The following is a 25462-nucleotide window of genomic DNA, read 5'->3' on the forward strand; positions in this document are numbered from 1 at the left end:
CGTATGTCCCGGACGGACGAGGACGTGTCCGAGCATGAATCCTGCCGTCTGCCGGGGAGAACTGACGGACGGGGACGGCCATGGCGGGACCACCGGCAGGTCATCAACGGCGTGCTGTGGCGCCTGCGAACCGGCACACCCTGGCGGGACGTGCCGGACCGCTACGGCCCCTGACAGACCATCTACGAACGCTTCCCCCGCTGGGAGACGGACGGCACCTGGGCGAAGCTGCTCGAACACGTCCAGGTACACCAGGACGCAGCCGGCACGGTGAAGTGGACGATATCCGGTAGCTCCACCATCGCCCGCGCGCACCAGCATGCCTCCGGGGCTCGTGCAGCAAGGACACCAGCAGCACGTCTCCTGGCCGGCCGCGCGGGCCGCCGCGCCCGTGATGCGGACCGTGCTGACGGAGATCGTCGCGCCGCGAGTAGCGCAGCGGCCGAGGAGGCCAGGAGGGGAGACGGGCCAGGTCGGCGGTGGCCATGCGTTTCACCGAAGGGGAGCGTGTCGTTGAACTGGTCGAGTACGCCCAGTTCACTGTGTGGGGCGAAGGTGGTCACGACTCGTTCGCTCGCCCTGCCCTGGTCAGCGTACGATCAGGGCCCTCGCCCGCGCGCTGGGAGGTGGTCTGACTCGTGACGGTACCGAGTCTGCTCGCGGTGTTCGCTCACCCGGACGACGAGTCGTTGTCCGCGGGCGGTGTGCTGGCCCGTCATGCGGCTGCGGGCGCGCGCACCGCGGTCGTCACGGCAACCTGGGCCACAGGCACGGTGCGGGCTCGGGAGCTGGCCGAGGCGCTGCGCATCCTCGGCGCCGGCGAACCGCGGATGCTGGGGTACGCCGATGCGCGTGTACCGGACTCGGCCCCGGGCAGTGTGCGGTGGTGCGACGCGCCGCTCGATGAGGCGGTGCGTCGACTGGTGACACACATCAGGCAGTTCCGCCCGGACATTCTCGTGACCCATGACGCATACGGCGGGCTGCCCGGGCATCCCGACCACGTGCACACCCACCGGGTGACCATGCTTGCTGCCCAGGCAGCGGGACTTGAACGGCTCTACCCGGACGCAGGTGACCCCTGGCGGCCGCGGGCTCTCTACCTGGCCACACACCCGCACTCAGCCGTACCGGCCCTCAAAGACGTCATCGGCGCGCGCAAGGCGGTCTACAGCGTCCCGGACGGGCAGGTCAACGCTACCGTTGACGTCAGCCCCTGGCTGGACCAGAAGATCGCCGCCGTACTGGCGCACCGCTCCGAGGTGGAGCGGGGAGCCCTGCCCGGCGTGATCGCCGGCCTTCCGCCGGACACTCGGCACCGGCTGTTCGCCACGGAATGGTTCATCCGCCAAGCCTCGACTGCCGCGCCAACAGCGCAGACGGAGCTCACCGTCTGACCGGGTTCAGCCTGGGAGAGTGTGCGTGGCATGTTGCCATTTCGGTGACCGCGCAGCTCGTTCTGTCTGTGCTTTCCGGAGTTGAGTGTCCCTATTCTTGCGTCCGGTGACCGGTCGGCGGATCCGTGTCTCCGTGCCGGCGGTAGCAGTGGCATACCTCGCCGATGGCGCGGGTGATGGTGGAGCCGTGAACACCGGACCAGCGTGCGAACGTCGCGCTCCGGCCGAACCAGATGTCAGCACCGCCGGCCACATCGTGCTCACCGGCGATATCACCGCGGGCCCGCAATCGACCCTCGACCTGCTGACCAGCCTCGGCGACGGCGTGATCTGGATCAGTTCCCGTTCGTCCGCCTCGTTCACGGTCGATTCGATCCCCGGCAGGGACGCCGAGTCCTCAGGTGCCTCGGAGACGGGGGCGTGGGTGCTGGGCTTCAGTCGCCGGTGTCGGTGTGCAGCGGCAGCAGGATGCGGAAGGTGGCTCCCTTGCCGGGGGCGGTGCGGACGTCGACTCGGCCGTGGTGTGCGGTGACCAGGGCATGGACGATGGACAGGCCGAGCCCGGCTCCTCCGGTGTGGGCGCGGGTACGGGCCGTGTCCGCGCGGTAGAAGCGGTCGAAGACGTGGGTGGCCTGCTCGGCCGTCATCCCCGGTCCCTGGTCGCTCAGCTCGAGGACCGCCCGGTCTCCCAGTGTCCCGACTCCGATGCGTACCGGTGTACCGGGCAGTGTGTGGGCGATGGCGTTGCCGACGAGGTTGGAGGTCACCTGACGCAGACGCGACTCGTCGCCGAGTACCGGGGCACCACCGGGTGGGCCGCCGTCCGGGCCGGTCAGAGTGACGGGACGTTCGGGAGCCAGGGCCCGCAGGTCGTGCAGGGCGTCGGCGGCCAGTGAGCGCAGGTCCATCGGGGTGGTCTGGAGCGGCAGGTGCGCGTCGGCGGTGGGAGCCTCGGCGAGACGGGCGAGGAGCAGCAGATCCTCCACGATGCGCACGAGTCGGGCCGCCTCGCGCTCGATCCGGCTCATCGCGGAGTCGACGTCCTCGCGTCGAGGCATGCCGCCCATCCGGTACAGCTCGGTGAAGCCCTTGATGCCGAACAGGGGGGTGCGCAGTTCGTGGCTGGCGTCCGCGATGAAGGTGCGCATGCGTTCGTTGGTGGCGGCGCGGGCGGCGTCGCCGGCCTCGATCCGGTCCAGCATGCCGTTGAGCGCCGCGGACAGACGGCCGAGTTCGGTGCGGGTGGTGAGGGGCTGGGGGACGCGCCGGGTGAGGTCGCCGCCCGCGATGGCCGCCGCGGTCGTCTCGATGCGTCGCAGCGGTCCGAGACCGGCCCGGAGCGCGAACCAGGCGACGACACCCAGCAGGACGAGAACGAGGGAATCGATGACCAGCATCCACACGCCCAGGTGCCGTATCGTCGAATTGACCTCTGTCAGCGAACCGGCCACGACTACGCTGCCGGTGGCGGCGGACGGGTCGGCCACCGGCGACTGTACGGGTTGCTGCGGCATGGCGATCACACGCCAGGTGCCGCCGTCCTCGGCCGAGACCGTGAAGGGGCGATCGTCGTGGGCCGCGACGGCCTCGGAGTCGAGCGTGGGGATCTGCGGGAGGCTCTCCGTGGCCGGGCGCAACGTACGCCGGGCCCGGCCCTCGGCATCGAGGTACGCCACGTAGACGTCGCCGACCAGCTCGCGCCCCGCCGTGTCAGGCGCCACGGAGGGGGCCCCGTCCGGTGTGTCGGCGGGAACCGGAAGGCGCGCGGCCGTGGTGGTGATGGCGCGCAGACGGTCGTCCAACTGCTGCGTCAGTTGGCGTTGCAGCAGGGTGACGAGCAGGGCGTTGCTCGTCAGCAGGGCGGCGACGACCAGCAGCAGACTGATGGTCACGACTCGTCCGCGCAGCGACACCCGGCTGAGGGACCAGCGCGAGGCCGTGACGCTCATGAGCGTGGCCTGCGCAGGACGTAGCCGGTGCCGCGCACGGTGTGGATCAGCTTCGGCTCCCGGGTGTCGATCTTGCGGCGCAGGTAACTGATGTAGGAGGCGACGATGGAGTCGTCGCCGTTGAAGTCGAAGTGCCACACCCGGTCCAGGAGTTGTTCCCTGGACATGACCTGCCCGGTGTTCTCCATCAGCACGCGGAGCAGGCTGAACTCGGTCGGGGAGAGAGCGACCGGCCGGCCGCCCCGGGTCACCTGATGACTGTCCGGGTCGAGTTCCAAGTCGTCCACGACCAGGAGACCGTCCGTGCGGCGGCCGCTGGTGCGGCGCAGCACGGCCTGGATGCGCAGGACCAGTTCTTCGAGGTTGAAGGGCTTGGTGACGTAGTCGTCCCCGCCTGCCCGTAGGCCGCTGATGCGGTCCTCGGCGGCGTCCCGGGCGGTCAGGAAGAGGATCGGCGGGTGTGTGCCGTGGTGGCCCGCGGGTTGTTCCCGCAGGCGGCGGGCCACCTCGAAGCCGTCGAAGTCGGGCAGCATCACGTCCAGGACGATCAGGTCGGGCCGCTCCTCGCGGACCGAGGCGAGCGCCTGCGCGCCCGTCTCGGCCGGGATCACCTGGAAGCCCGCCAGGCGCAAGCTGGCGGACAGCAGCTCACGCAGTGTGGGCTCGTCCTCCACCAGCAGCAGTCGTTGTCTCACCGTCATGGCACCCGTCCCCGGTCGGTGGCTCTGCCTTCACTGTCGCGCCCCGCTAGGCGTCCCGCTTGCGGAAGACGGCATGGGCCGCTCCCATCATGACCGCCACGCACCCGGCCATGACGCAAAGGCCCGCCCAGGGCGTGAGCAGGGCCGGGTCCCGGTAGGCGGTGATGATCTGGCCGCCGGCGATGGGCGGCCAGTACGTCGACACCCAGTCCCCGAGTCCGCCGGGCAGCGCCGGGGCGAACGCCTGGACGATGAGCATCACCCCGAACAACGTGGTCACCGTCGCCGTGGTGGAGCGGATCACCGCCCCCAGGGCGAGTCCGAACAGCCCGGCGAGTGAGAGGTAGAGCCCACCGCCGAAGACGCCTCGCAGCGCTGTGCCGTCGGACAGCGCCAGATGCGGAGCGCCGGCTCCCGACAGCGCCGCCTGCCCGACCAGGAACCCGGTCAGCGAGACCACCAGTCCGGTCGGGAACGCCACGGCCACCAGCACCACGGCCTTGGACGCCAACACCCTCCCGCGGTGGGGAACGGAGGCGAGGGTGGAGACGATCGTACGCGCGCCGTACTCCGAGGTGATGACCAGACCGCCGAGCAGGCCCAGGGTGATCTGCGCGATCAGGTAGCCCCGCAGGCTGGTGGCGAGCGGATCGAAGACGGCCTGGTCCGCCGGGCTCATGCCCGCGAACTCCTCGCCCGCCGACCAGCCGTTCAACGCGGCGAGCCCGGCGCAGAAGGCCAGGGTGCCGAGCAGCACGTACAGCGTCGACCGCATCGTCCGGATCTTGATCCACTCGGCGTGCAGGCAGTGCGCGAAGGTCGCCGCCTCGCCCCGCTCACGCCCGCGACGCGGAACCGACCGGAGCCGCCGTACGGGCGGGAACCTCGTCGGCTCGGAGGCCGGCCGCACGATGGGCTGCTTCATCGGCTGTCTCATCGGTCCGTCACCTTCTCCGACTCCGTCCGATACTCCACGGCCTCGCTGGTCAAATCCATGAACGCCCTTTCCAGGGACACCCGCCGCGGGGTGAGTTCGTGCAGCTCCACGCCACTCATCGACGCCAGCGCGCCGATCTCCGCTGCCTCCAGCCCGGTCACGACCAGCGCGTCGTCGTCTTCGTCCCCTACCTCGACGGCCGTGACCAGCAGCTCGCGCAGCGCTTCGGACTGCGGGGTGCGGACCAGGACCTCGCGCTCGGAGTGTGCGGCGATGAAGTCCTTCATGGGCATGTCGGCGATCAGCTTTCCGCGGCCGATGACGATGAGGTGGTCGGCGGTGAGCTCCATCTCGCTCATCAGATGGCTGGACATCAGCACGGCGCGACCCTCGGCCGCCATCCTCCGCATCAGCGAGCGGATCCACACGATGCCCTCCGGGTCCAGCCCGTTGAGCGGTTCGTCGAAGACCAGCACGGGAGGGTCTCCCAGCAGCGCGGCGGCGATACCCAGCCGCTGACGCATGCCCAGGGAGTACGCCCCCGCACGGCGTCGTCCCACCTTCTCCAGCCCGACTTCCGCGAGGACCTCGTCCACCCGGCCGCGCGGGATGCCGTTGCCGGCGGCGAGCGCCAGCAGGTGGTGGAAGGCCGTACGGCTGGGCAGCACGGCGCTCGGATCCAGCAGCGCACCGACCGCCTTCAAGGGCGAGGGCTGATCCGGGTACGGCAGCCCGGACACGGTCGCCGTACCGGACGTGGCGGCGTCCAGCCCCAGGATCATGCGCAACGTCGTCGACTTGCCGGCACCGTTGGGTCCCAGGAAGCCGGTCACTTCCCCGGGGCGCACGGCGAAGGTCAGATCGTCCACGGCGAGGACCTCGCCGTAGCGTTTGGTCAGACCTCGTACTTCGATCATCGGAACTCCAGACCCGGTGGTGGTGTGCAAGCGAAGGCCACCCGCACGCCACCAACGTGGCCGCACAACCTGTGCCGGATCTGGACGAACATGAAAGCCTCGTCGGAGCCCCGACCCTCTGACCTGGCCAAACGCCGAGTGCAGCGGTCGAACGCCCCGGACTTCCCATGAAACTCCCATGTGACCGCAGCCGTCGGTCAGGCGCGGCCGGGGCCCCACGCTCCTCGCGTGAGCTTCCGGCCCCTACAGTGCCCAGTCCCGCGGACTCAGACGCCGCTGGGCGTGGCAGGGTCGCAGGTCCGCAGCCCGGTGACGTAGTTGCCGTCCGTTCCGTAGCCGGCGAAGGTCGCCCAGCCGCCGGGCTCGATCACGCGGCAGGGGGCCCACTGGCCGTGCGTGTACTCGACCGTGACGGAGACGGCATCGGCGCACCCGTTGTGAACGTCTGTGTAACGCCAGCTCTGGAAGTACTCCACGCACTCCGCAACCGGGGCCCCGGTGGCCGCGGCAGCGGACGGAGCGGTGACGGCCAGGGGCATCAGGAGGCCCGCCGCCGTCGAGGCGGCGAGGGTGACGGGACGCGACATGCGCTTCATGAGGTTGGTCATGCGCCGCATCTTTGGGGCGGTGACTAAGGTTGCGCAACTTCCTGCAAGCAATTTCAGACGACAGCGCGCAGCGACCGCCAACACGCAAGTAAATTGCGGTTTTCGCCTTTGAAAACTGTTGCACGATGACCACTTGTCTGGCCGGCGACCGGCGGCGGATGTCACGTGTCACCCTCCCTGGGGCAGGCGTCCGAGCCCCGTTCGACCGCGTTCGGGGCCTCGGGGCCACGCTGGCTGAGATTCGACGGCGCTCGCGGCAGGTGGCGTCTTCCGGCGGCCACACAGCCCGTTCCGGTTCCGTCACTTCCGTGGCGTCGGGCAAGGGGAAATCCCCGCCGTGGGGGAGTGGCGAGAGCCCGGGGCAGCGGACCACGACGCCCAAGAAGCAGTTGGTGAAAACGATTATCATGTATGTTCTACGCGTTCCCGGTACTTGAGAGAAGCGAGGGCATCGATGCTGCGCTCACGGTCGAGATTCGTCCGCAGATGGATCACCGCAGCGGTGGTGGGTTCCGTCCTGGTCGGCTGCGGCTCGTCCTCCGAAGAACCCGCGAGTGACAAGGCCAAGCCCGCGGCGAAGACCGAGGTCACCGTCGAACCCATCAAGGCGGCGACGGAGTTGACCGACACGAACGGCACCAAGATCTCGCTGAAGAAGGAACCCGAGCGCATCGTCTGCCTGTTCGGACTCTGCGACGACATCCTGACCGAACTCGGCATCGTCCCGACGGCCACCAACAACGCGCTGCTGGCGCACCCGGACTTCCTGGGGGAGGAGAAGGCCAAGGAGGTAGACGTCATCCCCGGCGGCTTCATCGCCCCGGAGGTGGAAGCGATCCTCTCCCACAAGCCCGATCTCGTGATCGGACTGGGCGACACCCACGGCAAGCTCGCCCCGGCGCTCAAGGGCGCCACCACGTTCTGGGCCATGCAGCCCGAGACGTGGGAAGACAGCGTGGGGTATCTGCGCAACGTCGCCGCGCTCACCGGCCGGACCGCCGAGGGGGAGAAGGCCGAGAAGACCTTCCGGACCAAGCTCGCCGCGGCCGAGAAGACCCCGAGCGAGAAGACCGCTCTCGTCATCTACGGCAGCGACGAGAACTTCGGCGTCGCCACCCCGGAGGGCGACGTGGCCGCCAGCCTGTTCCCCAAAATCGCGGACTATCCGTGGAAGTCGCGCGGTGTGGAGGGCAGTTACAGCCTCGAGGAGATCCTCGCCCGGGGCGTCGACGTGCTGTTCGTCGAGACCATGAGCTTCGGCGAGGCGGACGGCAAGCTGTCGGAGAAGCTGGCCGAGAACCCCCTCTGGAGCAAGATCCCGGCCGTGAAGAACGGCGACGTCCACGAGGTGAACTCAGAGGTGTGGGCGAAGGGGCGTGGCACCCGCTCGCTGGGCATCGTCCTCGACGAGGCCACGGCCGCGCTGCGGTGAGGACGTCCCTCTCGGCGCCCGCCGCGGCGGAACCCGTCGCGGCGCACGGACCACGGCCCTCGGGCGGCGCACGCAGATGGCAACCACTCCTGGTCGTCGTACTCCTGGCCTCCTGCTCGGTGTGCGCACTCAGTCTCGGCACCCCCTACGTCCCCCCGCACCGGCTGCTCGCCTCCGTGCTGGACGGGGACACCACCCTCGCCGGAATCGTCGTCACCGAACTCCGCGTGCCCCGCCTGGTGCTGGCGCTGATCGCCGGGGCCTGTCTGGGCGCGGCCGGGCTGGTGCTCCAGGAGGCTCTGCGCAATCCCTTGGCGGTGCCGGAGATGCTGGGCGTGTCGTCCGGGGCCGCGCTGGGGGTGGCCGCGCCGCTGGTGCTGACCCTGTCGCTGCCCGCCGCCGTTCAGCCCCTGCTGGCCATCGGCGGGGCCGCGCTCGGCGGCGGGCTCACGCTGCTCGCCGCCGGACTGGGCCGCAGTCCTTCCGCCGTGCTGCTGACCGGCGCCGCGGTGGCCGCCGCGTTGCAGGCCGCGCTGCTCGTCCTGATGGTCATGGCCGATCAGCTGGATCTCCAGCTGATCTACCGCTACCTGCTGGGCTCGCTCTCCGCCCGGACCTGGGACGACGTGACGGGCCTGTGGCCGTGGCTGCTCGTCGCCGTGCCCGCCCTGGTGCTCTGCGCCCCGGTGCTGTCGGTGATGCGGCTGGGCGACGAGGACGCCGAGGCGTTGGGTGTGCGCGCCCAGCGGGCACGGCTGGCGGCGCTGGCCATTGCCGTGGTCCTGATCGCCCCGGTGACGGCCGTGTGCGGGCCCGTCGCATGGGTGGGGTTCCTCGCCCCGCACCTGGCTCGGTGGTTCAACCCCACCGCGGGGGCCGTGCGTTGGCTTCCCTGGTCCGCCGCTTGGGGTGCCGTCGTCGTGGTGGTCGCCGATGTCCCGGCCAGGCTGGCGCTGGCGCCCGTGGAGACGCCGGCCGGTGCCTGGACGGCCCTGCTGGGTGTGCTGGCCGGCGTCGCGCTGATGCGGTCGGGTAGCCGTGGCCGTGACCGTGGCGGGGCGGCCCGGCGTCGGCCGGCCGCGCCGACCGACGCGCGCGAGCCGCTGTACGGATCGAGAAGAACGGCTTCAGGTACGGCGGACGGATTCCCCCGCGCCGGGGCTTGCACCGAGGTGCGCGGAGGCGAACCCGGGCGCGGCGGTCCCAGCGGCGCCGTCCCGCCCGCTTCGGGGACAGCCGGAACGGAGGACGCACGGTGACCCGGCGATTCACGGCGCTCGCGGCACTGGCCCTCGTATGCGCCGCTGTGGAGATGGTGGCCGGGCGCGGCATGTCCCCGGGCGTCGCCTGGGACGTGTTGAACGGGGGTGGGGACGCGACGGAGCGCCACATCCTCTTCCACTTGCGCCTGCCCAGAATGCTGGTGTCCCTCGGTGCCGGGGCGTGCCTGGCCGTGGCCGGGCTGGTCCTGCAGTCCGCCCTGCGCAATCCCCTCGCCGGCCCCGAGGTGACGGGCGTGACGCCGGGAGCCGTACTCGGGGCCGTCGCCGCGACGGCCCTGGGACTAGCCGGGTGGGACTCGCCCCTGGCCGTGGTCCTCGCCGCGTGCGCGGGAGGATGCGGTGGAGCGGCGCTGCTGTGGCTGCTCGCCGGTCGCGGCCGCGGTGACCCCGCGCAGACCGCCGTCCACGGCGTACTCGTGTCGGCGGTGCTCGGCGGGCTCACCGCCATGGTGCTCCTCGTGGAGCCCGGCGGGCTCGGCAGCGTCGTCCAGTGGCTGGTGGGCACCACGGAGGGCCGGGTGTGGCAGCACTGGCACCTGCTGTGGCCGTGGGCACTGGCCTGGGGAGCCGTGGCCTGGCTGCTGGCCGGCCCACTGACCCTGCTGCGCTGCGGGGACGACATCGCCCTCGCAGCCGGCCTCGCCGCCCGGCGGGCCCGGACCCTCGCCCTGCTGTGCGCGGTGGCGTTGACGGCGGGCGCGGTGGCCGCCGTCGGGGCGCTGGGCTTCGTGGGGCTGCTCGTCCCGCACCTGGCCGTGGCCGTCTTCGGCGCGGACCTGCGGGTGAGCCTTCCGGGCGCCGCCCTGCTGGGTGCGGTCGTGGTGTGCGGGGCGGACGCGGCCGCGCAGCTGTCCTCACGGCTGCTGGCGGTGACGTTGGACGCCGGGCGCCTCACTCTGCCGGTCGGGGCGCTCACCGCCTGCCTCGGTGCGGCGCTGCTGCTCGTCGTCGTGCGCCGCACGCCGAGCCGTACCTTCTGAAGTCGAATCGAGGACAGAGCATGACCGAGTCCGTGGGGATCCACGTCGAGGGGGTCCACTTCGGCTACCCCGCACGTCCCGTGCTGCGAGGCGTCGACATGACGGTCCGGCCGGGCGAACTGACCGCTCTCATCGGCCTGAACGGCTGCGGAAAGTCGACCCTGCTGCGGCTGGCGGCCGGGCTGCTCACCCCCGACAAGGGGCGTGTGCTGCTCGGCGGGGACGACGTCGCGCGGCTCTCGCGGCGGGACACGGCACGGCGAGTGGCGCTGCTGCACCAGGCCGCACCTGCCGTACCGGGCATGACGGTGCGTCACCTCGTCCGTCAGGGGCGGTACGCCGCACGCGGCCCCCTGGGCATGCTGCGCGAGGCCGACGATCCGGTCGTGCGCCGGGCGTTGCGTGACGTCGGCGTGGAACAGTGGGCCGACCGGGACGTCGACGCGCTGTCGGGAGGGGAGCGGCAGCGGGTACGGCTGGCGATGGCCCTCGCCCAGGACACCCGCGTCCTGCTGCTCGACGAGCCGACCACCTATCTGGACCTGCACCACCAGCTCGACGTGCTGCAGACGGTGGTCCGCCTGCGCGAGGAGCGAGGTCTGACCGTGGTGATGGTGCTGCACGACCTGGCCCACGCCGCCCGGTTCGCGGAACGCGTCGTCGCCCTGCGCGACGGCCGCGTGCTCGCCGACGGGCCGCCGAAGGAGGTGGTCACGCCGGGGTTGCTGGCGGACGTGCTGAGGGTGTCCGGCCGGGTCGGCAGAGACCCGGAGGGGGGCTGGCCGGTGTGTTACCCGGATCACCCTCTCCCCGCTCTGGAATATGAAAATCAGAGTCATTAGGGTGGTGACGCGGCGCGCAAGCGAGGTCTCGGCTCCCACGACCGTGGGCCCGGCCCGCCATCGTCTTCCGGGCGGGCCCACTCCCGTCGTCGTCGGAGAATCACCGCCGTGTCCCGCACCACCCCCTGAGGACGAGAACGGATCACCGGTGGGCGCGGAGGGCCTGCCCGACGTGCCCCGCGCGGGCGTGGAGCACCTGGACGGACCGGTGCCGGACTGAGGCATGCGTGAACTGGCCCTCGGCATCCGCCAGTCGCGCCGACGAGGAGAACACCACATGATCGTCCATCCCGAGCTGCGCCGCGCGGCCCGTCGGGCACGCCGCCCCCTGCTCACCGCCACCTTGCTGCAGGGCGCCGTCACCCTCACCCACTTGGCACAGGCCGTACTCCTGGCCCTCGCACTCGCCCGCCTGGCCCGCGGCGACACCGGCGGGCTGCCGTGGCTGCTGGGCGCGGTGCTCGCCGTCGTCGCCGCTCGCGCCGGGCTCGGCATCTGGCAGCGGCGCACCGCCACCCGCGCCGGGGCCGAGGTCAGAGTGGCGCTGCGGGACGAACTCCTCAGCCACCTCGGCCGCCTGGGACCCGCACACCTGACCACCGCGCGCGCCGGCGCCGTCCGCACCACCCTCGTCGAGGGCGTCGAGGGCGTCGACGCGTACGTCTCCCGCTACCTGCCCCAACTGCTGATCACCCTCACGGTGCCTCCCCTGCTGCTCGCCGGCCTGCTCGCGGTGGAACCGGTGGCCCTCCTCGCCCTCGCCCCCGCCCTGCTGCTCGCCCTGTTCGGCCCGCGCGCCTGGGACCGGCTCCTCGCCCACCGCGGAAAGGAACACTGGGACACGTACGAAGCACTGGGCGCCGACTACCTGGAGGCCCTGCAGGGCATGCCCGCCCTGCGCGCCGCCGGCGCGGTCGGCCGTACCCGCGTCCGCCTGGAGAAGCGCTCGGCGGCGCTGCACCGGGCGACCGTCGCCAAACTGCGCGTGTCCCTGGTCGACACCGGCATCACCGACCTCGCCATCCAGGGCGGCACCGCCGCCGCCGCGCTCCTCGCCTGCTGGTCGGCCGTCACCGGCTCCACCACGGCCACCGGCACCTACCTGGTGCTGCTGCTGGCCTCCGAATGCTTCCGGCCGGTGCGTGACCTGGCCCGCGAGTGGCACGCCGGATACCTGGGAGCGTCGGCCGCCGACGGACTCGCGGCCCTGCGCACCGCCGAGCCGACCGTCCCCGACACCGGTACGGACGCGGCGAGTTGGCAGGCGCCGCCCGAACTGAGCTTCCACAACGTCCACTTCAGCTACGACGGCGCGCCGGCACCCGCCCTGCACGGCGTCACCTTCACCGCGCAGGCGGGCCGGACCACCGCGATCGTCGGCCCGTCCGGCGCGGGCAAATCCACGCTGCTGGCCCTGCTCCTGCGCCACCACGACCCGCAAGAGGGCCGGATCACCCTCGACGGGCGTCCCACGACCCACATCGCGCTCGACGCGCTGCGCCGGGGCATCGCCGTCGTCTCGCAGGAGACGTACCTCTTCCACGTCACCATCGCCGACAACCTGCGTCTGGCCCGGCCGGACGCCACCGACGACGACCTGATCCGGGCGGCGCGGGTCGCCGGGATCCACGACGAGATCACCGCTCTCCCGGACGGTTACGCCACGGTCCTCGGCGAACGCGGCGCCACTCTCTCCGGCGGACAGCGCCAGCGCCTCGCCCTCGCCCGCGCCCTGCTCGCCGACGCCCCGGTCCTCGTCCTCGACGAGGCCACCAGCGCGGTCGACGAACGCCGCGAGGCGGACATCGTCCGGGACCTCCTGAACGCCGTGACGGGCCGCACCGTCCTGGTGGTCGCCCACCGGCTCGCGGCCGTCCGGCACGCCGACCGCATCGTCGTCCTCGACGCGGGGCGGGTGGACGCCGTCGGCGAGCACGCCGACCTGATCGGGGCCGGGGGCGTCTACACACGGCTCGTCGAGGCGGGCCACGCCCACCGAGGAGAACACGCCGCATGAGCACCGCCACCCCCACCGACACCGCCGCGACCGACACCGCCGCGACCGACGCCGCCGCGAGTGGCACCGCCCCGACCGACGGCGCCACGACTGACACGGACGTGCCCGCGCGGGGCTCACTGCGCGCCCTGCTCCCGGCTCTCGCCGGCCACCGCGCCATGGCGGTCCGCACCTGTGCCGCCGCCCTCCTCGAACAGGGCTCCCTCGTCGCGCTGCTGACCCTGGCCGCGCACACCGTGGGAACGGCCGTCATCGAAGGCCACGCCCCCTCCTCCGCCGCCACCACCGCGCTCGTCACCCTGGTCGTCGTACGCGTCCTGATGACCTGGCGCGAGATGGACCTCTCCCACGACCTCGCCTACCGGGTACTGGCCGCCCTGCGCGTCCGCGTCTTCGACGGACTCGCCCGCAGCGCGCCGGCCCGCGTCGCGGGCCGGCGCAGCGGAGACCTCGCCGCCACGGCCATGGCCGACGTGGAGGCCCTGGAGTTCTTCTACGCCCACACCCTCGCCCAACTGCTGGCGGCTAGCACTGTCTTCACGGGCGGCTCCGTGGTCCTCGCCCTCGTGGAACCATGGCTACTGGCAGTCGTGCTGCCGGTCGCGGCCCTGCTCGCCGCCGCGCCCTTCGCCGACGCACGCGGACGCGCGGTGCGCGGCAGCCGCACCCGGAGCGCGATCGCGGGACTGTCGGCCGACACGGTGGAGACCGTCGACGGACTGCGCGAGCTGATCGCCTTCGGCGCTCTGACGGAGCGCCGCCGCCGGCTCGCCGAACGGGGGCGACAGGTGGGGGAGGCCCAGCGGGCCGAGGCCACCCGGGAGGCCGTCGCCGGCGCGGTCCGGGACCTCCTCATCGTGGCCGCGGTCCTCGGCGTGGTCGCCGCGGCCGCGCACTCCGTGACCACGGGACGCCTGGACGGCGCATGGGCTCCGGCGGCGATGGCCCTGGCCCTGTCCGTCCTCGGTCCGGTCGCGGAGTCGGCCCGGTCCCTGAGCCAGGCCGTGGCACTGCGCGCCGCCGCCGCCCGCGTCCACGCGGCCGTCCAGGCTCCCGCTCTCGCCCCGCCGCCCCCTGCGCCCCGCGCCCTGCCGCCCGGCCCGCTGGGTGTCCGGCTGCACCGGGTGAGGTTCGACTACGGCGGCGGGCCCGTCCTGGACGGCGTCGAGCTGGCCGTCCCCCCGGGACAGACGCTCGCGCTCGTGGGCGCCTCGGGCGCCGGCAAGTCGACCTGCGCCCACCTGCTGGCCAGGTTCTGGGACCCGTCCGAGGGAGCGGTCCAGCTGGTGCCCGCCGACGCCGACGCCGACCCCGTGGACGTGCGGGACGTGACCGACGCGGAACTGCGGTCCGCGGTCGTACTCGTGGGACAGGAGACACCCCTCTTCCACGGCACGCTCGCCGAGAACCTGCGGCTCGCCGCGCCCGAGGCGGACGACGACCTGCTCGCCGACGCCGCCCGCCTGTGCGGCATCGACCGGATCGCCCCGATGGACACCCTCGTCGGCGAGCGCGGTACGACGCTCTCGGGCGGCCAACGGGCCCGCGTCGCCCTCGCCCGAGCACTGCTGGTCCGCCCGAGAGTCCTCATCCTCGACGAGTCCACCGCCCACCTCGACAACACCGGCGACGCCCAACTCGCCGCCGCACTGCGCGAGGAGGGCCGTACCACGATCGTCATCGCACACCGGCCGGCCACCATCCGCCGGGCCGACCGCATCGCCGTACTCGAGAGGGGCCGCATCACGGAAGAGGGAACCTGGGAGGAACTCACGAGCCGCCCCGACAGCGCCCTGAACCACATCCTCGCCCTCACTCCGTCGGTCTGACCCACCACCGGTTCCGGCCCGGACGAGGCCCCCGTCTTGCCTCACGTATCGAATATCGATAGATTCCCATCGTATTTCGATTGAAGGGGCGCTGATGGGAAAGACCACCGTGCCGGCACTGCGTACCGTGCTCGTGGTAGTGCTCGCCGGTTCGCTGTTCGTACAGACCGTGATGGTCGCGCTGCCGGCCGACGACATGGAGGGCGGTGTGCTCGCGGACGGGCGCCTGCCGCTCCTGCTGATCGTGGTCCTGGGCATCGGCGCGGCCCAGGCCGTCCTGGTCTGCGTATGGCGGCTGGTGGCCACGCTCTGCGAGGTACTGGACTGCCGGCCCGGAGACCTGCTGCGGGGGGAGGCCGAAAGCCTGCCGGGCGAGGCCACGACCGTAGGGCGGCACCGGTGACGAAACCGACCGATACCGACCGCCTCGGGTCCACGGCCCGTACCGACGTCCTCGTCGTCGGCGCCGGGCTGGCCGGCCTCCACACCGCCACGTTCCTCGCACGACGGGGCCACGACGTCCTCCTGATCGACCGTCGAAACAGCCTCGCCGCCGCGGTCCGCACCACGGGCATCTTCGTGCGGAAGACGCTCGACGACTTCCCCCTGCCTCCCGAGCACCTCGGCCCACCGATCCGACGGGTCGTGCTCTACCCGCCCGACCTGCGCCGCCCGGTCACCCTGGTCAGCGGCCGCGACGAGTACCGCGTAGGAGACATGGGGCCTCTCTACACGGCAACGGCGGCCACTGCGACGGCCGCCGGCGTGCGGATCGTCCTGGGCGCGCGCTATGCCGGGCGCCAGGGCGACACGTTCCATCTGCTCGGTCGCGACGGGCCGACGGCAGTCCGGGCGCGGTTCGTCGTCGGTGCCGACGGCGCTCGCTCCAGCGTCGCCCGCGACCTCGCCCTTGACCGCAACCGGCACCTGCTGGTCGGAGCCGAGGAGGTCTTCGAGCTTGCCGGACACGACGAGCCGCCGACCTTCCACTGCGTGCTCGACCCCTCGCTCGCTCCCGGCTACCTGGCTTGGGTGGTCAACGACGGGCAGCACGCGCATGTGGGTGTCGCCGGCTATGCGGACCGCTTCCCGGGCGGACTCCGCCGAACACTGCAGCGGTTCAGCGCGTCAGCGCCCGGTATGACCGCCGTGAACCGTCCGGAAGCGGTGGAACGGCGCGGCGGCCCGATTCCCGTCGGAGGCGTCCTGCGTCGGATCGGCTGCCCTGACGGCCTTCTGGTGGGGGACGCGGCCGGCGCGGTCTCCCCCCTCACCGCCGGCGGCCTGGATCCGTGCCTGCGGCTGTCCGAGTTCGCGGCCGAAATCCTGGACCACGCGCTCCGCACCGGGCGGCCGAACGCGCTGTCCTCCTACGACGGAGCCGCACTGCGCGCCGCATTCCGAGGCCGGCTGACCCTGCGCAGGGGACTGGCCCAGGTGCGCACACCGACCATGGCCCAAGCGGCCTTCACACTGCTCCGTACGCCGGTCGGCCGGGCCGCGGCGAGCCGGGTCCTCTTCGGCGACAAGTCCTTCCCGACTCCCGCCCGTTGATCGCGAGGTCGATCGCTCACCTCGCGCACGGGCCAGGGCAGTCCTCACAGCGTCGCCCGTTGGGCAGAGGCCGGCCGCAGGTGCCTGTCGAGCATCGCCCACCGCACCAGTCGGCGTCCGGTGCGGTGGCAGGCAGGCGCGACGCCCAGTGGCCCGTCGGAGCTGCCCGGACGCCCGGCCATATGTCTCTCGATCTGGGCACGGATGATCAGGTCCTCACCGAAGAGGCGCGCGGTCGGTCCGAGCGGTTCACCGAGCAGGGCGCTCACGCGGTGGTCGTCGATCGGAAGGACGGTCGGGTTCGAGACGGACGACGATGCCCTTGGGCGTGGGCTGCTTGCTGATGTCCGCGACGCTGTCCAGCGGAACCAGGACGTGATGGTCCGGCACTCGGGCCGCGGCTGCCGCGTACGAGTCCTCGCAGAGGCGATAGTGGACGGATGGAAGAGCGCGTTCACGCCGGTTGCTTCACCCGTACCTTCGGCCCTGAGCCGGACGCGGGTACGCCGACGGTCGTGCTGGTGCACGGCCTCGGACTCTCGGGCCGCTACTTCGTGCCGCTGGCGCGGCGGCTGGCTCGCACGGGTGTCACCGTGCTGGTGCCGGACCTCCCGGGCAACGCGCGGTCACGGCACACCGTACGCCGGATGCCGGACGTGGAGCAGACCGCCGACGCGCTCGCCCGCTGGCACCGGCGGCTCGTCCCGGGGCCGAGTCTGCTGGTGGCCAACTCGGTGGGCTGCCAGGTCGCCGCGGCCCTCGCGAGCCACCACCCGAGTCTGGTCGACCGGTTGGTACTGCTCGGCCCGGCACTCACGCCGAGAGTATCCGCCTGGCGTCAGGGCGGCCGACTGCTCAAGGACGCTTCGCGAGAACCGCTCGCCCTGATCCGGGTGGCCGCGGCGGACTACCTGCTCACCGGCCCCCTGCGCTTCGTCGCGTCCCTGCGCCACGCGCTGCGGGACGCCACCGTGGCGTTCGAGGGCCATCTGGCCAGGGTCACCGTGCCGACCCTCGTCGTACGCGGGACTGGTGACACCATCGCCTCCGAGGCATGGGTCCGGCGTGTGGCACGTCTGGTCGCTGACGGGCGCGCGGCCGACATGGCGGGCGCCGCGCACGCGGCCCACTACAGCACGCCGGACGCCGTGGCCGAGTTGATCGAGCGATTCGCGGCAGGGGAAACGCCATGACACCACCGGCTCCGTCCGACCGTTCCCCGTCCCCGCGCACCCGACGTCGTCCGCCGTCCGCCCGCACCACCCACAGGTCGCCGTGGCTGCGTCTGCTGCCCGGCATCTCCTCCCAGCGCCGAGGGTTCGTCCTGGCTTGGTGGGGATTCGCCCTCACCTTCGGCGGCATGCGCCTGCTCACCTGGCTGATCCACATCGACGTGGCGGGCGTGGGAGACGTCCAGGCCGGCGGCGTACACATCCACCACTACGTGTGGGGCATCGTCCTGCTCGCGGTGGTCGGGGCGGCGGGCCTCGTGAACCGTTCGGCACGCGCGCGTGCCTGGATGGGGCTCGCCTACGGTGTGGGCACAGCCCTGGTCGTCGACGAGGCGGCGCTGCTGATCAGCCTGGAGGACGTGTACTGGGACACCGAGGGCTGGATCAGTATCGCGCTGGCCATCGCGTTGATCGCCGTCGTGGGAAGTGTGCTCGCGGTGACACACGGTCGGCGTACGGCGGCCAAGGACGGGAATCGGCACGGGGGCGACGGCTCGACCGACGAGTGAGAGGCGCGCCCGCCGGGTCGACGCCCTCGAATGCGCGCATGCCGTGGTAACCAGGCGTACCCCTGTCCGAGTCGGCCTGCCCTCCTCCTGGCCTGCGTCCGGTCCTCAGCCATAGGGCTCCCACCGGCGCCCCAGGGTGTTGTACGTGTACCGGGGCAGGCCCTCGATGGCGCTGGTGCGGAACGGACGGCCGTCGTCGTCGATGCGCACGGTGCCCTGGCGCCCCTGGGAGGACCAGTCGAGCTCCAGGTACCAGCGGCAGTCGCACGAACCGGTCTCCGCCGCGACCAGCAGAACCTCGGGGTCCTTCGCCGAGACGCGGTACGGCATGCGTACGGCGGGGATCGGTGACCCGGCGTCGTTTCCGGCGACCGCGCGGGCGATGGGGCGGTCCTTGTCCAGGTCCACGGCGAAGTGGCGGGGAGTGATCGAGCCGCCGCAGCCCTGGTCCATGGCGTAGGCGTTGCCCTCGGCCGGTGCTGTGCGGCCGACCACGCGCACGCGCAGCGCCTCCAGTACGACGGCCGTGTCGGAGAGCCCCTGCGTCGACAGCCTCACGAGCGTCTTGCCACCGTGCACCGCGCTCTGCGTCGCCGCCCAAGGCGCCGCGTCCTGCGGGGCAGGGGGAGGGGGGACCTGGCTCGGCGGCTTGACGATGACGTAGTCGTGACCACAACCGAGTTCCCAGGCATGGGAGTCGACGGTCCAGGTGAGCGGTGGCACGGCGGGCCGTTCGTCGCGGGTCGGGGCGGATGTCCCGCCGGGCGGGTGAGAGACGTCCGAAGTCGTCCTCGGGGTGGCGGAGGCCGACGGTCGTTCGGATGTGGGAGGGGTGTGCGGGCTGGGGGAGGCGGCACGTCGCTCCGGTGCCCCGGCCTCCGCCGTACCGGTCGCCGCCGAACTGGTGTCCCGGGCGGGACGGTCGGCGGTCACACGCCGTTCGTCCGGCTGTGCGGCCAGGGCCCCGAGCGTCGCGGCCACGGCACAGACAGAGGCGAGTCCGGCCGCGAGACGTCTCCGGCGGTACCGGGGGCAGGGCGGAGAGGGGGGTACTGGCGTGTCGGGAGTTTCGTCCGCAGGGGCCGTTCCGGAGACAGGGGCGCCGGTGGCCTTGGGATCCGTATGTGAGGGGACCGTGCCGCAGTGAGCCTTCGGGGTGGTGGCCGGTCGAGGGACGTCCCTTACCGCCTTGTCCGGTGTGGCCGCCGTGTCGTCGGCCGGTCCCGCCGTGTCGATGCCGGGCGTGGCCTGCGTCGACCCTCGCGTGCGAGGGCGTTGTCGGGCTGCCACCGCCAGGAGCCACCGGCGGTGGAGCTGCAGGCGTTGCTCCGACGTCGCGCCGCAGAGAGCCGCGAAGCGTTCCACGGCTGCGAAATCGAGCGGCACCGTGTCACCCGCGCAGTAGCGGTGCAGCGTCGAGGTATTCATGCCCAGCCGGCGCGCCAGGGAGCCGTAGCTCCGGTCCGTGCGCTCCTTCAGCGACCGCAACTGCTCCGCGAACTCGGCCACCTCGTCGGTGCCGTCGCCGTCGTTCTGTGCAGGCACAAGTGCCCCCGTCCGTCCTCGCACGACCCGCCCGGCCCCGGGACGGTATCCCAGGCACCCCATGTACCTGCACGTCAGAGGGGCTGGGATGGTTCCACCGTTGCCGATCGGCCGTCTGCCGTTGCGCCGGGCGGCCGCTCCCGTTGATGCTCTTGGTGCCGCACCGTCCAGGCCCGGACCGACCCGCCGGCCCCGCCGGGTGCGTCACCTTCCACACACTCATCCAGGGGGAATCCCATGTCCCAGCGCGTCCCCACAGGCGTCCTCGCCGCACTCACCGCCGCAGCCTTCGCGACGGGCGCGGTTCTCACGGCACCGGCAGCCGGCGCCACACCGAAGGCGCCCGCGCCGAAGTTCCTGTCGGCGTCCGAGCTGCCGCCGCACCCGACGTCGTCCTGGACCGCCGGACCGGTCACCGACGGCTTCCCCGAAACGCTCGGCCTCTGCGTGAGCACGGAGGGCGTACCCGCCTACAGCTACCGGCACCGTGAGTTCCGGACCGACCTGGACACCGGCGCCGTGCAGTTGACCGTCGTGACGGGAACGGCCGCCCAGGCCAAGGCCCTGGCGAAGCACTACGACGACCTGGTCCGCACCTGCGCCGACCGCATCGAGGAAGCATCGCCCGACGTAGAGGCCGAAGGCCGGGACTACGGCAAGGTGCGGGTGGAGGAAGGCGCGCACGTCCGCGGCCTGCACACCGAGACGTCCTGGGGCGCCACGGACATCGCCCTGTTGTCGGTCGGGCGGGACGGCAGGACCGTCACCGTCGTGAAGTGGGGCCAGATGGGCGGCTTCGAGGGCGCGCCCGTGGCAGCGTTCAAGAAGACCACGAGGACGGCCGTCGAGAAGCTGTACTGACCGGGCGGACGCCCTCGGAAGGGCACGGGGGCGACCTCCGCCGCAGGGGAGCGGAGGACGACCCCGTGCCCTCAACGTCCGGGACCAGAGACCGAGAGTGGGGTCAGACGGACCCTGCTCCGGGGAGGGGGTGCATCGTCGCTGCGGCCTGAGACGGGCTGGGGAGTTCAGGACCGCGCCGTCGCTCCTCCGTCATCCAAGCCGAACCGACATCACCGTGCACGTGAACGACTCCGCATCCTCCGCGCGCCGCTCACGTGTCCGACCGGCCGACGACCGGCCGGCACGGACCTGAGACACGGACGACTACCGTCACGACCACGGGCACCCAGGGGCGGACCGGCGGCCCGCTCGCGATCTGTTGCGGACAGCCGCGGAAAGGAGCGGGCGGCGGCGAGGAAGCCGAGCGTCGTCAGCACGAACGGCCAGGTGAAGGCGTGCCCGCCGGACGGCGAGAGCAGCGCGGCGACGGCGGGGGTCAGGACCGTCGCGGTCGCGGCGCCGAGCAGGGCGTAGAACAGCGTGACCGGCGCCGCCGGCAGGAACACCCCGCACAGGGCGAGCGCGACCAGAACCGCGTTGTAGCCCATGGTGCCGTTGACGATCCGCTCGGCCGGCGCACCGAGAGCCCAGGCGGTCACGATCCCCGTCAGGCTGCCCGCGCAGGCGATCAGTCCGGCCGTCCGGCTGGCGAGGAAGACGCCCACCAGCAGCAGTGCCCCCACGTGCCACCGTTCCAGGAAGAAGAGCTGGGAGACGTTGTGGAGGAACGCCAGCGCCAGCTCGTCCAGATGCAGGGTGGTCCGTCCGGAGGCCGAGCCGGGCAGTGCGGCAAGGCTGTTCCCGAAGGACCAGATCCGCCGGAACGCGGGCGCGGCCACGGTCACCGCGACCGCCAGAAGGCAGTACGGGAGGGTCAGCGGCGGCAGTTCCCAGACGCTGAGCAGACGCACCGCAGCCGCCGTGCCGATGGAGACCACGATGCAACCGGCGGCGGCGAGCAGTGCCGTCGTGGGCCGGTCCCGTCCGAGGAAGACGGCGAAGCAGAGGGCGAGCAACGCGGAGTTGAAACCCTCGAGACCGGCCTCGCGCCGGTCGCGTGGCCCGCCGAGCGCGCGGGCGGTCCAGGTGCCCAGGGCCGCGCCCCCCACCGCGTACGCGGCGAGCCGCCAGTCGGCCACACACAGGGCCGCGGCGAAGGCGGCCCCCGTCCGTGCGCTCGCCTGGAAGGCCACTTGGCCCAAGCCGCGCAGTAGTTGAGTGCAGAAGCCCGACTCGTGTGCTGAACGCTCCCACCACCGGGCTCGTGCCGACCATCGCACGCCCCACCCCCGATATTCTGCACAATGAAATGAAGTTTCCGCAATACGATATACGGTGAACGCCTTGAAGACAGCTCGGGGAGCGGGGGTACGCCCGGCTCGGCCCGGCCTGGAAGATCCCCGTCCGCCTGGGCGTCCCTCGTGGTGCCCGTACGACCCGCGCTGCGCCTGGAGCAGTGTCGTGGCCGAGCATGGGAGGCCGGCTCCCCTCAGACCCGCTGCCCCTCGACCGCCGCATCAACATCCACCTTGCGGCGACGCGCCAGGACGGTCATGCGCGCATGGTGCCTTGCCCTCGGGGCATCCGACAGGCACCTCTCACGTTCAGGAGCCCATCATGATGATCGTCGGGATTGTCGCAGTGTGTGTAGTCCTTGCCCTTCTGGCCTTCCTCCTGCCACGCCTGTCCCACCATCCGCAACGCGGTACTCAGCGCACACTCGGTCTCGGGTCACGGGCCGGCGGGAAGGCCCCCGGCTTCCTCGGCCGAGCGCTGAGCAAGCCGTTTCGCAGCAGTTCAAAGGCCGTCGGCCGCAGCGGGTCCGCCGGGCGGCGAGCCCGTGGTCGTCTGCCGTTCTGACCGACGCCGCGATCTGTGGTGAGCAGCTTCAGGGGGCAGCGTGTATTCGGCCGATAGCCTGCGCGTCGTTGCTTACAAGGGCGGTGATTTTCTGCCGACCTGGCTCGTTGCCGTGGTCATCAGTGCCGTTGCAGTCCTGATGCTTGTTCTGGCGTTGCGCAGGAAGAACGAGCAGTGAGTCGGCAAGGCGACGCTTTCGCGGGCGTCGTCACCTCCTCCCTGTAGAGAAAGCCGAAGGCGGGAAGCCACGCCAAGGGCCTGTCGGGCAGTGCAGCGCCCGGCCGAGTCCGGCTACGGCCCGGTGCACGACGCCCGTAGGCGCAGACTGCCGAGGACTCTGCGTCAAGGAGCATCCAGGCGATCAACCAGCGTCCACGACCACCGCACCGGGTCAGCGGGCCGGTCTGGAGGAGGTGCCCCGCCGGCCCGTCTGGGTGTTCCCGGGGGACGGTTGCGGCCGGAGGGAGGGGAGGGTCAGGTGCCACCAGTCGGTCAGGCGGTCGTCGAGGGCGGTCGCGCCCTCGAGTGCCTCGGTGAGAATGCATAGGCCGAAGAACGCGGGCACGAGTGCGCGGGCCGCTCGGGCGGGGCGGACGCCCTCGTCGACGTGCCCTGCCACCCTGGCTTCCGCGAGCAGCCGCGTGGTGGCGGCGGTCCAGAGCGCGAAGGGGTCGGGAACGGGAGCTTTGATCACGGTGCGCTCGGTCCAAAGACGGGCACCGGCACGCGCCATGGGGTCCTGGGTGAGAGCGTGGGCGATGTCGTAGCTGAGGGCGACGAGTCGTTCGAGCGGCGTTACGGTCTCGTCTCCATAGCGTGCTGCGAGCTGGGGCCAGGTGGCGAACCGGTCCTCGACGACGGCGACGGCGATGCCTTCCTTGCTGGTGTAGTGGAAGTAGACCGCGCCGCTCGTCCGGCCCGACCTCGCGCTTATGTCGTTCACGCTGGTCGCCGCGTACCCCTGTTCGGCGAACAGTTGAGCTGCCGCTTCCAGCAATGATCTACGGGTTGCCTTCGCCCGTTCCTGCAACGTTCCGTCCGCCCGTCTGTCTGATGTCGGGCCACGAATTTAATGCGCCAGCGTACGCCCGGAGCTCAAACAGGCACTTCCGGACGGAAATTGCATCGTTCTTTCGGACGCGAACGCGTGAGAGTGGTAATGGAACCCGAAGCATCGGGCCTCGGCCGGTCAAGTGCGCGTGTCAACCTGCGGCCCCACCTGGGGTGTTAGGGCCCTCAGGGTTGCGCCATGCCCGATGCCGCACAGCCGCACGCCTGTTTACGGCGCCCGTCAACTCACTGAAAAGGGTTATTGCCGGATTTGCCCGGACGGAAATAACGTAGCGGAAACTATCTTTCCGTTTTCCTGCGGAGGCAGGAATGCCACATACATGCGAAAGCATGGGAGGCCCCAGTGACCACCACGGCCCACGTTCCGCTCGACTGGTCGCCCGAAGCCGTCGTCTTCGACTGCGACGGCACCCTCATGGACAGCGAACGCCACTGGCAGGAGGCTCGCATCCGGGCCTTCCGGGAGCACGGCCTTCAGCCACCGCCCGGGTTCGCGAAGCAGGCTCTTGGCCTGCACTATGAGGACTGCGGCCGGCTCATGGCGCAGTCCGTGCACAAACCCGAACTGGCCGAGGACCTGACAGCCGCTCTTCTCGACCACTTCCTGGCACTGGTCACCGGCGAACCGGTGACGATGCCGGGTGCGGTCCGGCTCGTACGGCTGCTCTCCGAGCGCCTGCCGCTGGCGGTGGCCAGCAACTGCCCGAGGGTCGTGGTCGAAGGCAGCCTGGAACGGGCCGGGCTGCTCGGGCACTTCCAGCACCTCGTCGTCCCCGATGTCGGGGACCGCGTACGCCCCAAGCCGCATCCCGACGTGTACGCCGTGGCGGCCCGGCTCTGCGGTGTCCTTCCGCACCGGGCGCTGGCTGTGGAGGACTCCTTGACCGGTGTGGAAGCAGCACGCCGGGCAAGCCTGCGGGTCCTGGGCGTCGGGCCCCGGCCGCAGGGCGACGGTCCCACCCGGGCCGACTGGTGGTTACCGTCACTGGACGCTCCCGAAGTGCTGGCCTGGGCACACGCGCTCGGCAGCCCGCGGGGGCCACAACAGCGCTGAAAGCCCACCTCGTTGTGCGTAAGAAGGGACGCTCAAGCACGGCAAGCCCGACGGCCTTCGGGCGACTTCTTCCCCGGCTGCTAGTCAGTCGGGAACGCTGGCTGGTGGGGTGCCAACCGCCGTCACGAGGCACCGCCGCAGCCCGGCCGCGTTGAAGACGATCCGCCGCCTCTGTAACGCTGGCGCCCCGATCTACATCGTCCGGGACAGCTGTCCGCCCGCACTGCCGCGAACGTCCTCCGCTGGGTGAAGAAGAGCAAAGTCGACATGTGCCTCACCCCGGCCTACGCCTCCTGGGCCCGATCGAGGTCCACTTCGACACACTGAGGCGTATCGTCCTGGCCAACTCGAGCTATCGCGGCCCTCGTCCGCGGGGTCGGTGACGACCTGAACGCTCACTCCGTGCCGGCGGTGCTCGGCCACGGCGGTGACGAGGGCGCGCTCTCGGGCTGCGGCTAGCGGGTCAACGGCGGATGACCGGGGCGATGGGTTGGCGAGGGAAGCCCGGCGACCGCCACGTTCGTTGGATGTGCCGCTGCCGCTGCCGCTGCCGCTGCCGCTGCCGCTGCCGCTGCCGCTGCCGCTGCCGCTGCCGCTGCCGCTGCCGCCACGGACCCGCACGAGGCTTCTGTGCGGAGTCGCGAGGGGGTCGACGGCCAGGTCGGGTTGCCAGCCGCCCCTCGAAGGGGTGCTGAGGGTGGTTCAGCGCCCGATTGCCCACCTCAACGGGTCGCGTTTCACCGCGCCGTGATGAGTGAGGAATGTCTGACACCAACAGGGGCGACTGATCGTCTACATCAGTGCCACATCGTTTGAGGCGGGGGTGCACCGTGTGGCGCATC

Annotated in this window: 23 protein-coding genes and 2 pseudogenes; 16 read left to right on the top strand and 9 right to left on the bottom strand. The window is 71.6% G+C overall.

Features of this window, described 5'->3' with window-relative positions:
• Positions 1-3 precede the first annotated feature (3 nt).
• Positions 4-393 (top strand): annotated as a pseudogene (locus ACFZP7_RS33540) (transposase); the annotation flags it as partial.
• 245 nt (positions 394-638) lie between these two features.
• Positions 639-1397 (top strand): PIG-L deacetylase family protein, encoded by a 759-nt coding sequence (locus tag ACFZP7_RS33545; protein WP_031014722.1) that lies wholly within the window; start codon positions 639-641, stop codon positions 1395-1397.
• Between the two features lie 434 nt (positions 1398-1831).
• Here the strand turns inward: ACFZP7_RS33545 and ACFZP7_RS33550 are convergent, their stop codons facing one another.
• The 5 genes from ACFZP7_RS33550 to ACFZP7_RS33570 all read right to left on the bottom strand — a co-directional run bounded on the left by ACFZP7_RS33550 (position 1832) and on the right by ACFZP7_RS33570 (position 6509).
• On the bottom strand, positions 1832-3346 hold the full coding sequence (locus ACFZP7_RS33550) for an ATP-binding protein (protein ID WP_385637940.1): 1515 nt from the start codon (positions 3344-3346) through the stop codon (positions 1832-1834).
• Positions 3343-4047 (bottom strand): response regulator transcription factor, encoded by a 705-nt coding sequence (locus ACFZP7_RS33555; protein WP_355516681.1) that lies wholly within the window; start codon positions 4045-4047, stop codon positions 3343-3345. The genes ACFZP7_RS33550 and ACFZP7_RS33555 overlap by 4 nt, the downstream gene beginning before the upstream one ends.
• Positions 4048-4093: 46 nt before the next feature.
• Entirely contained in the window at positions 4094-4984 is an 891-nt protein-coding gene (locus ACFZP7_RS33560; protein ID WP_385637942.1) for an ABC transporter permease, read from the bottom strand.
• On the bottom strand, positions 4981-5901 hold the full coding sequence (locus ACFZP7_RS33565; protein WP_385637944.1) for an ABC transporter ATP-binding protein: 921 nt from the start codon (positions 5899-5901) through the stop codon (positions 4981-4983). Before ACFZP7_RS33565 ends, ACFZP7_RS33560 begins: the two co-directional genes overlap by 4 nt.
• Before the next feature lie 266 nt (positions 5902-6167).
• Positions 6168-6509, bottom strand: a complete 342-nt coding sequence (locus tag ACFZP7_RS33570) for an alpha-amylase (protein WP_385637947.1) — start codon at positions 6507-6509, stop codon at positions 6168-6170.
• A 454-nt stretch (positions 6510-6963) separates the two neighbouring features.
• On the opposite strand from ACFZP7_RS33570, the gene ACFZP7_RS33575 reads away from it, so the two are divergent.
• The 8 genes and pseudogenes from ACFZP7_RS33575 to ACFZP7_RS33610 all read left to right on the top strand — a co-directional run bounded on the left by ACFZP7_RS33575 (position 6964) and on the right by ACFZP7_RS33610 (position 16446).
• A complete protein-coding gene (locus ACFZP7_RS33575; RefSeq protein ID WP_220670033.1) occupies positions 6964-7941 on the top strand; it encodes an ABC transporter substrate-binding protein in 978 nt (325 codons plus the stop codon).
• 119 nt (positions 7942-8060) lie between these two features.
• On the top strand, positions 8061-9200 hold the full coding sequence (locus tag ACFZP7_RS33580) for a FecCD family ABC transporter permease (RefSeq protein WP_385637950.1): 1140 nt from the start codon (positions 8061-8063) through the stop codon (positions 9198-9200).
• A complete protein-coding gene (locus ACFZP7_RS33585; protein WP_385637953.1) occupies positions 9197-10204 on the top strand; it encodes a FecCD family ABC transporter permease in 1008 nt (335 codons plus the stop codon). Before ACFZP7_RS33580 ends, ACFZP7_RS33585 begins: the two co-directional genes overlap by 4 nt.
• Positions 10205-10224: 20 nt before the next feature.
• Complete coding sequence (locus ACFZP7_RS33590; RefSeq protein ID WP_355516698.1) at positions 10225-11046, top strand: ABC transporter ATP-binding protein; 822 nt, start codon at positions 10225-10227, stop codon at positions 11044-11046.
• Between the two features lie 277 nt (positions 11047-11323).
• Positions 11324-13063, top strand: a complete 1740-nt coding sequence (locus ACFZP7_RS33595) for an ABC transporter ATP-binding protein/permease (RefSeq protein ID WP_385637956.1) — start codon at positions 11324-11326, stop codon at positions 13061-13063.
• A complete protein-coding gene (locus tag ACFZP7_RS33600) occupies positions 13060-14892 on the top strand; it encodes an ABC transporter ATP-binding protein (RefSeq protein WP_385637959.1) in 1833 nt (610 codons plus the stop codon). Before ACFZP7_RS33595 ends, ACFZP7_RS33600 begins: the two co-directional genes overlap by 4 nt.
• A 94-nt stretch (positions 14893-14986) precedes the next feature.
• Positions 14987-15196: pseudogene (locus ACFZP7_RS33605) on the top strand (DUF2975 domain-containing protein); the annotation flags it as partial.
• 95 nt (positions 15197-15291) lie between these two features.
• On the top strand, positions 15292-16446 hold the full coding sequence (locus tag ACFZP7_RS33610) for an NAD(P)/FAD-dependent oxidoreductase (RefSeq protein WP_385637961.1): 1155 nt from the start codon (positions 15292-15294) through the stop codon (positions 16444-16446).
• Positions 16447-16490: 44 nt separating this feature from the next.
• Here the strand turns inward: ACFZP7_RS33610 and ACFZP7_RS33615 are convergent, their stop codons facing one another.
• Positions 16491-16715, bottom strand: a complete 225-nt coding sequence (locus ACFZP7_RS33615) for a hypothetical protein (RefSeq protein WP_385637964.1) — start codon at positions 16713-16715, stop codon at positions 16491-16493.
• 171 nt (positions 16716-16886) lie between these two features.
• Between ACFZP7_RS33615 and ACFZP7_RS33620 the strand changes: the two genes are divergently transcribed.
• Positions 16887-17639, top strand: a complete 753-nt coding sequence (locus tag ACFZP7_RS33620) for an alpha/beta fold hydrolase (RefSeq protein ID WP_385637967.1) — start codon at positions 16887-16889, stop codon at positions 17637-17639.
• Positions 17636-18187, top strand: coding sequence for a hypothetical protein (locus ACFZP7_RS33625; protein WP_385637969.1), 552 nt, complete (start codon positions 17636-17638; stop codon positions 18185-18187). Before ACFZP7_RS33620 ends, ACFZP7_RS33625 begins: the two co-directional genes overlap by 4 nt.
• A 105-nt stretch (positions 18188-18292) precedes the next feature.
• Here ACFZP7_RS33625 and ACFZP7_RS33630 read toward each other — a convergent pair whose 3' ends face one another.
• Positions 18293-19795, bottom strand: a complete 1503-nt coding sequence (locus ACFZP7_RS33630) for a helix-turn-helix domain-containing protein (protein ID WP_385637972.1) — start codon at positions 19793-19795, stop codon at positions 18293-18295.
• 174 nt (positions 19796-19969) lie between these two features.
• On the opposite strand from ACFZP7_RS33630, the gene ACFZP7_RS33635 reads away from it, so the two are divergent.
• The gene (locus ACFZP7_RS33635) at positions 19970-20593 is read left to right on the top strand and encodes a hypothetical protein (protein ID WP_385637975.1); all 624 of its coding nucleotides are present in this window, start codon (positions 19970-19972) and stop codon (positions 20591-20593) included.
• A 212-nt stretch (positions 20594-20805) separates the two neighbouring features.
• Here the strand turns inward: ACFZP7_RS33635 and ACFZP7_RS33640 are convergent, their stop codons facing one another.
• Positions 20806-21915, bottom strand: a complete 1110-nt coding sequence (locus ACFZP7_RS33640) for an urea transporter (RefSeq protein ID WP_385637977.1) — start codon at positions 21913-21915, stop codon at positions 20806-20808.
• Positions 21916-22252: 337 nt separating this feature from the next.
• On the opposite strand from ACFZP7_RS33640, the gene ACFZP7_RS33645 reads away from it, so the two are divergent.
• Complete coding sequence (locus tag ACFZP7_RS33645) at positions 22253-22495, top strand: DUF6411 family protein (RefSeq protein WP_078495252.1); 243 nt, start codon at positions 22253-22255, stop codon at positions 22493-22495.
• 40 nt (positions 22496-22535) lie between these two features.
• Positions 22536-22673: a hypothetical protein gene (locus ACFZP7_RS33650; protein ID WP_158101634.1), complete on the top strand. Its 138-nt coding sequence runs from the start codon at positions 22536-22538 to the stop codon at positions 22671-22673.
• Positions 22674-22886: 213 nt separating this feature from the next.
• On the opposite strand, the gene ACFZP7_RS33655 is transcribed toward ACFZP7_RS33650, so the two are convergent.
• On the bottom strand, positions 22887-23525 hold the full coding sequence (locus ACFZP7_RS33655; protein ID WP_385637980.1) for a ScbR family autoregulator-binding transcription factor: 639 nt from the start codon (positions 23523-23525) through the stop codon (positions 22887-22889).
• 384 nt (positions 23526-23909) lie between these two features.
• On the opposite strand from ACFZP7_RS33655, the gene ACFZP7_RS33660 reads away from it, so the two are divergent.
• Entirely contained in the window at positions 23910-24620 is a 711-nt protein-coding gene (locus ACFZP7_RS33660; RefSeq protein ID WP_385637983.1) for an HAD family hydrolase, read from the top strand.
• The last annotated feature ends 842 nt before the right edge of the window (positions 24621-25462 follow it).

Origin of the sequence: Streptomyces sp. SudanB5_2050, assembly GCF_964272335.1 — a bacterium.
GTDB lineage: Bacteria > Actinomycetota > Actinomycetes > Streptomycetales > Streptomycetaceae > Streptomyces > Streptomyces rochei.

Excerpts from the sequence above, each read along its gene's own strand:
- ACFZP7_RS33550 (WP_385637940.1), bottom strand. The coding sequence starts at position 3,346 with ATGAGCGTCACGGCCTCGCGCTGGTCCCTCAGCCGGGTGTCGCTGCGC.
- ACFZP7_RS33620 (WP_385637967.1), top strand. The coding sequence starts at position 16,887 with ATGGAAGAGCGCGTTCACGCCGGTTGCTTCACCCGTACCTTCGGCCCT.
- ACFZP7_RS33635 (WP_385637975.1), top strand. The coding sequence starts at position 19,970 with ATGTCCCAGCGCGTCCCCACAGGCGTCCTCGCCGCACTCACCGCCGCA.
- ACFZP7_RS33600 (WP_385637959.1), top strand. The coding sequence starts at position 13,060 with ATGAGCACCGCCACCCCCACCGACACCGCCGCGACCGACACCGCCGCG.
- ACFZP7_RS33630 (WP_385637972.1), bottom strand. The coding sequence starts at position 19,795 with ATGGGGTGCCTGGGATACCGTCCCGGGGCCGGGCGGGTCGTGCGAGGA.
- ACFZP7_RS33595 (WP_385637956.1), top strand. The coding sequence starts at position 11,324 with ATGATCGTCCATCCCGAGCTGCGCCGCGCGGCCCGTCGGGCACGCCGC.
- ACFZP7_RS33555 (WP_355516681.1), bottom strand. The coding sequence starts at position 4,047 with ATGACGGTGAGACAACGACTGCTGCTGGTGGAGGACGAGCCCACACTG.
- ACFZP7_RS33590 (WP_355516698.1), top strand. The coding sequence starts at position 10,225 with ATGACCGAGTCCGTGGGGATCCACGTCGAGGGGGTCCACTTCGGCTAC.
- ACFZP7_RS33645 (WP_078495252.1), top strand. The coding sequence starts at position 22,253 with ATGATGATCGTCGGGATTGTCGCAGTGTGTGTAGTCCTTGCCCTTCTG.
- ACFZP7_RS33565 (WP_385637944.1), bottom strand. The coding sequence starts at position 5,901 with ATGATCGAAGTACGAGGTCTGACCAAACGCTACGGCGAGGTCCTCGCC.
- ACFZP7_RS33625 (WP_385637969.1), top strand. The coding sequence starts at position 17,636 with ATGACACCACCGGCTCCGTCCGACCGTTCCCCGTCCCCGCGCACCCGA.
- ACFZP7_RS33575 (WP_220670033.1), top strand. The coding sequence starts at position 6,964 with ATGCTGCGCTCACGGTCGAGATTCGTCCGCAGATGGATCACCGCAGCG.
- ACFZP7_RS33570 (WP_385637947.1), bottom strand. The coding sequence starts at position 6,509 with ATGACCAACCTCATGAAGCGCATGTCGCGTCCCGTCACCCTCGCCGCC.
- ACFZP7_RS33560 (WP_385637942.1), bottom strand. The coding sequence starts at position 4,984 with ATGAGACAGCCGATGAAGCAGCCCATCGTGCGGCCGGCCTCCGAGCCG.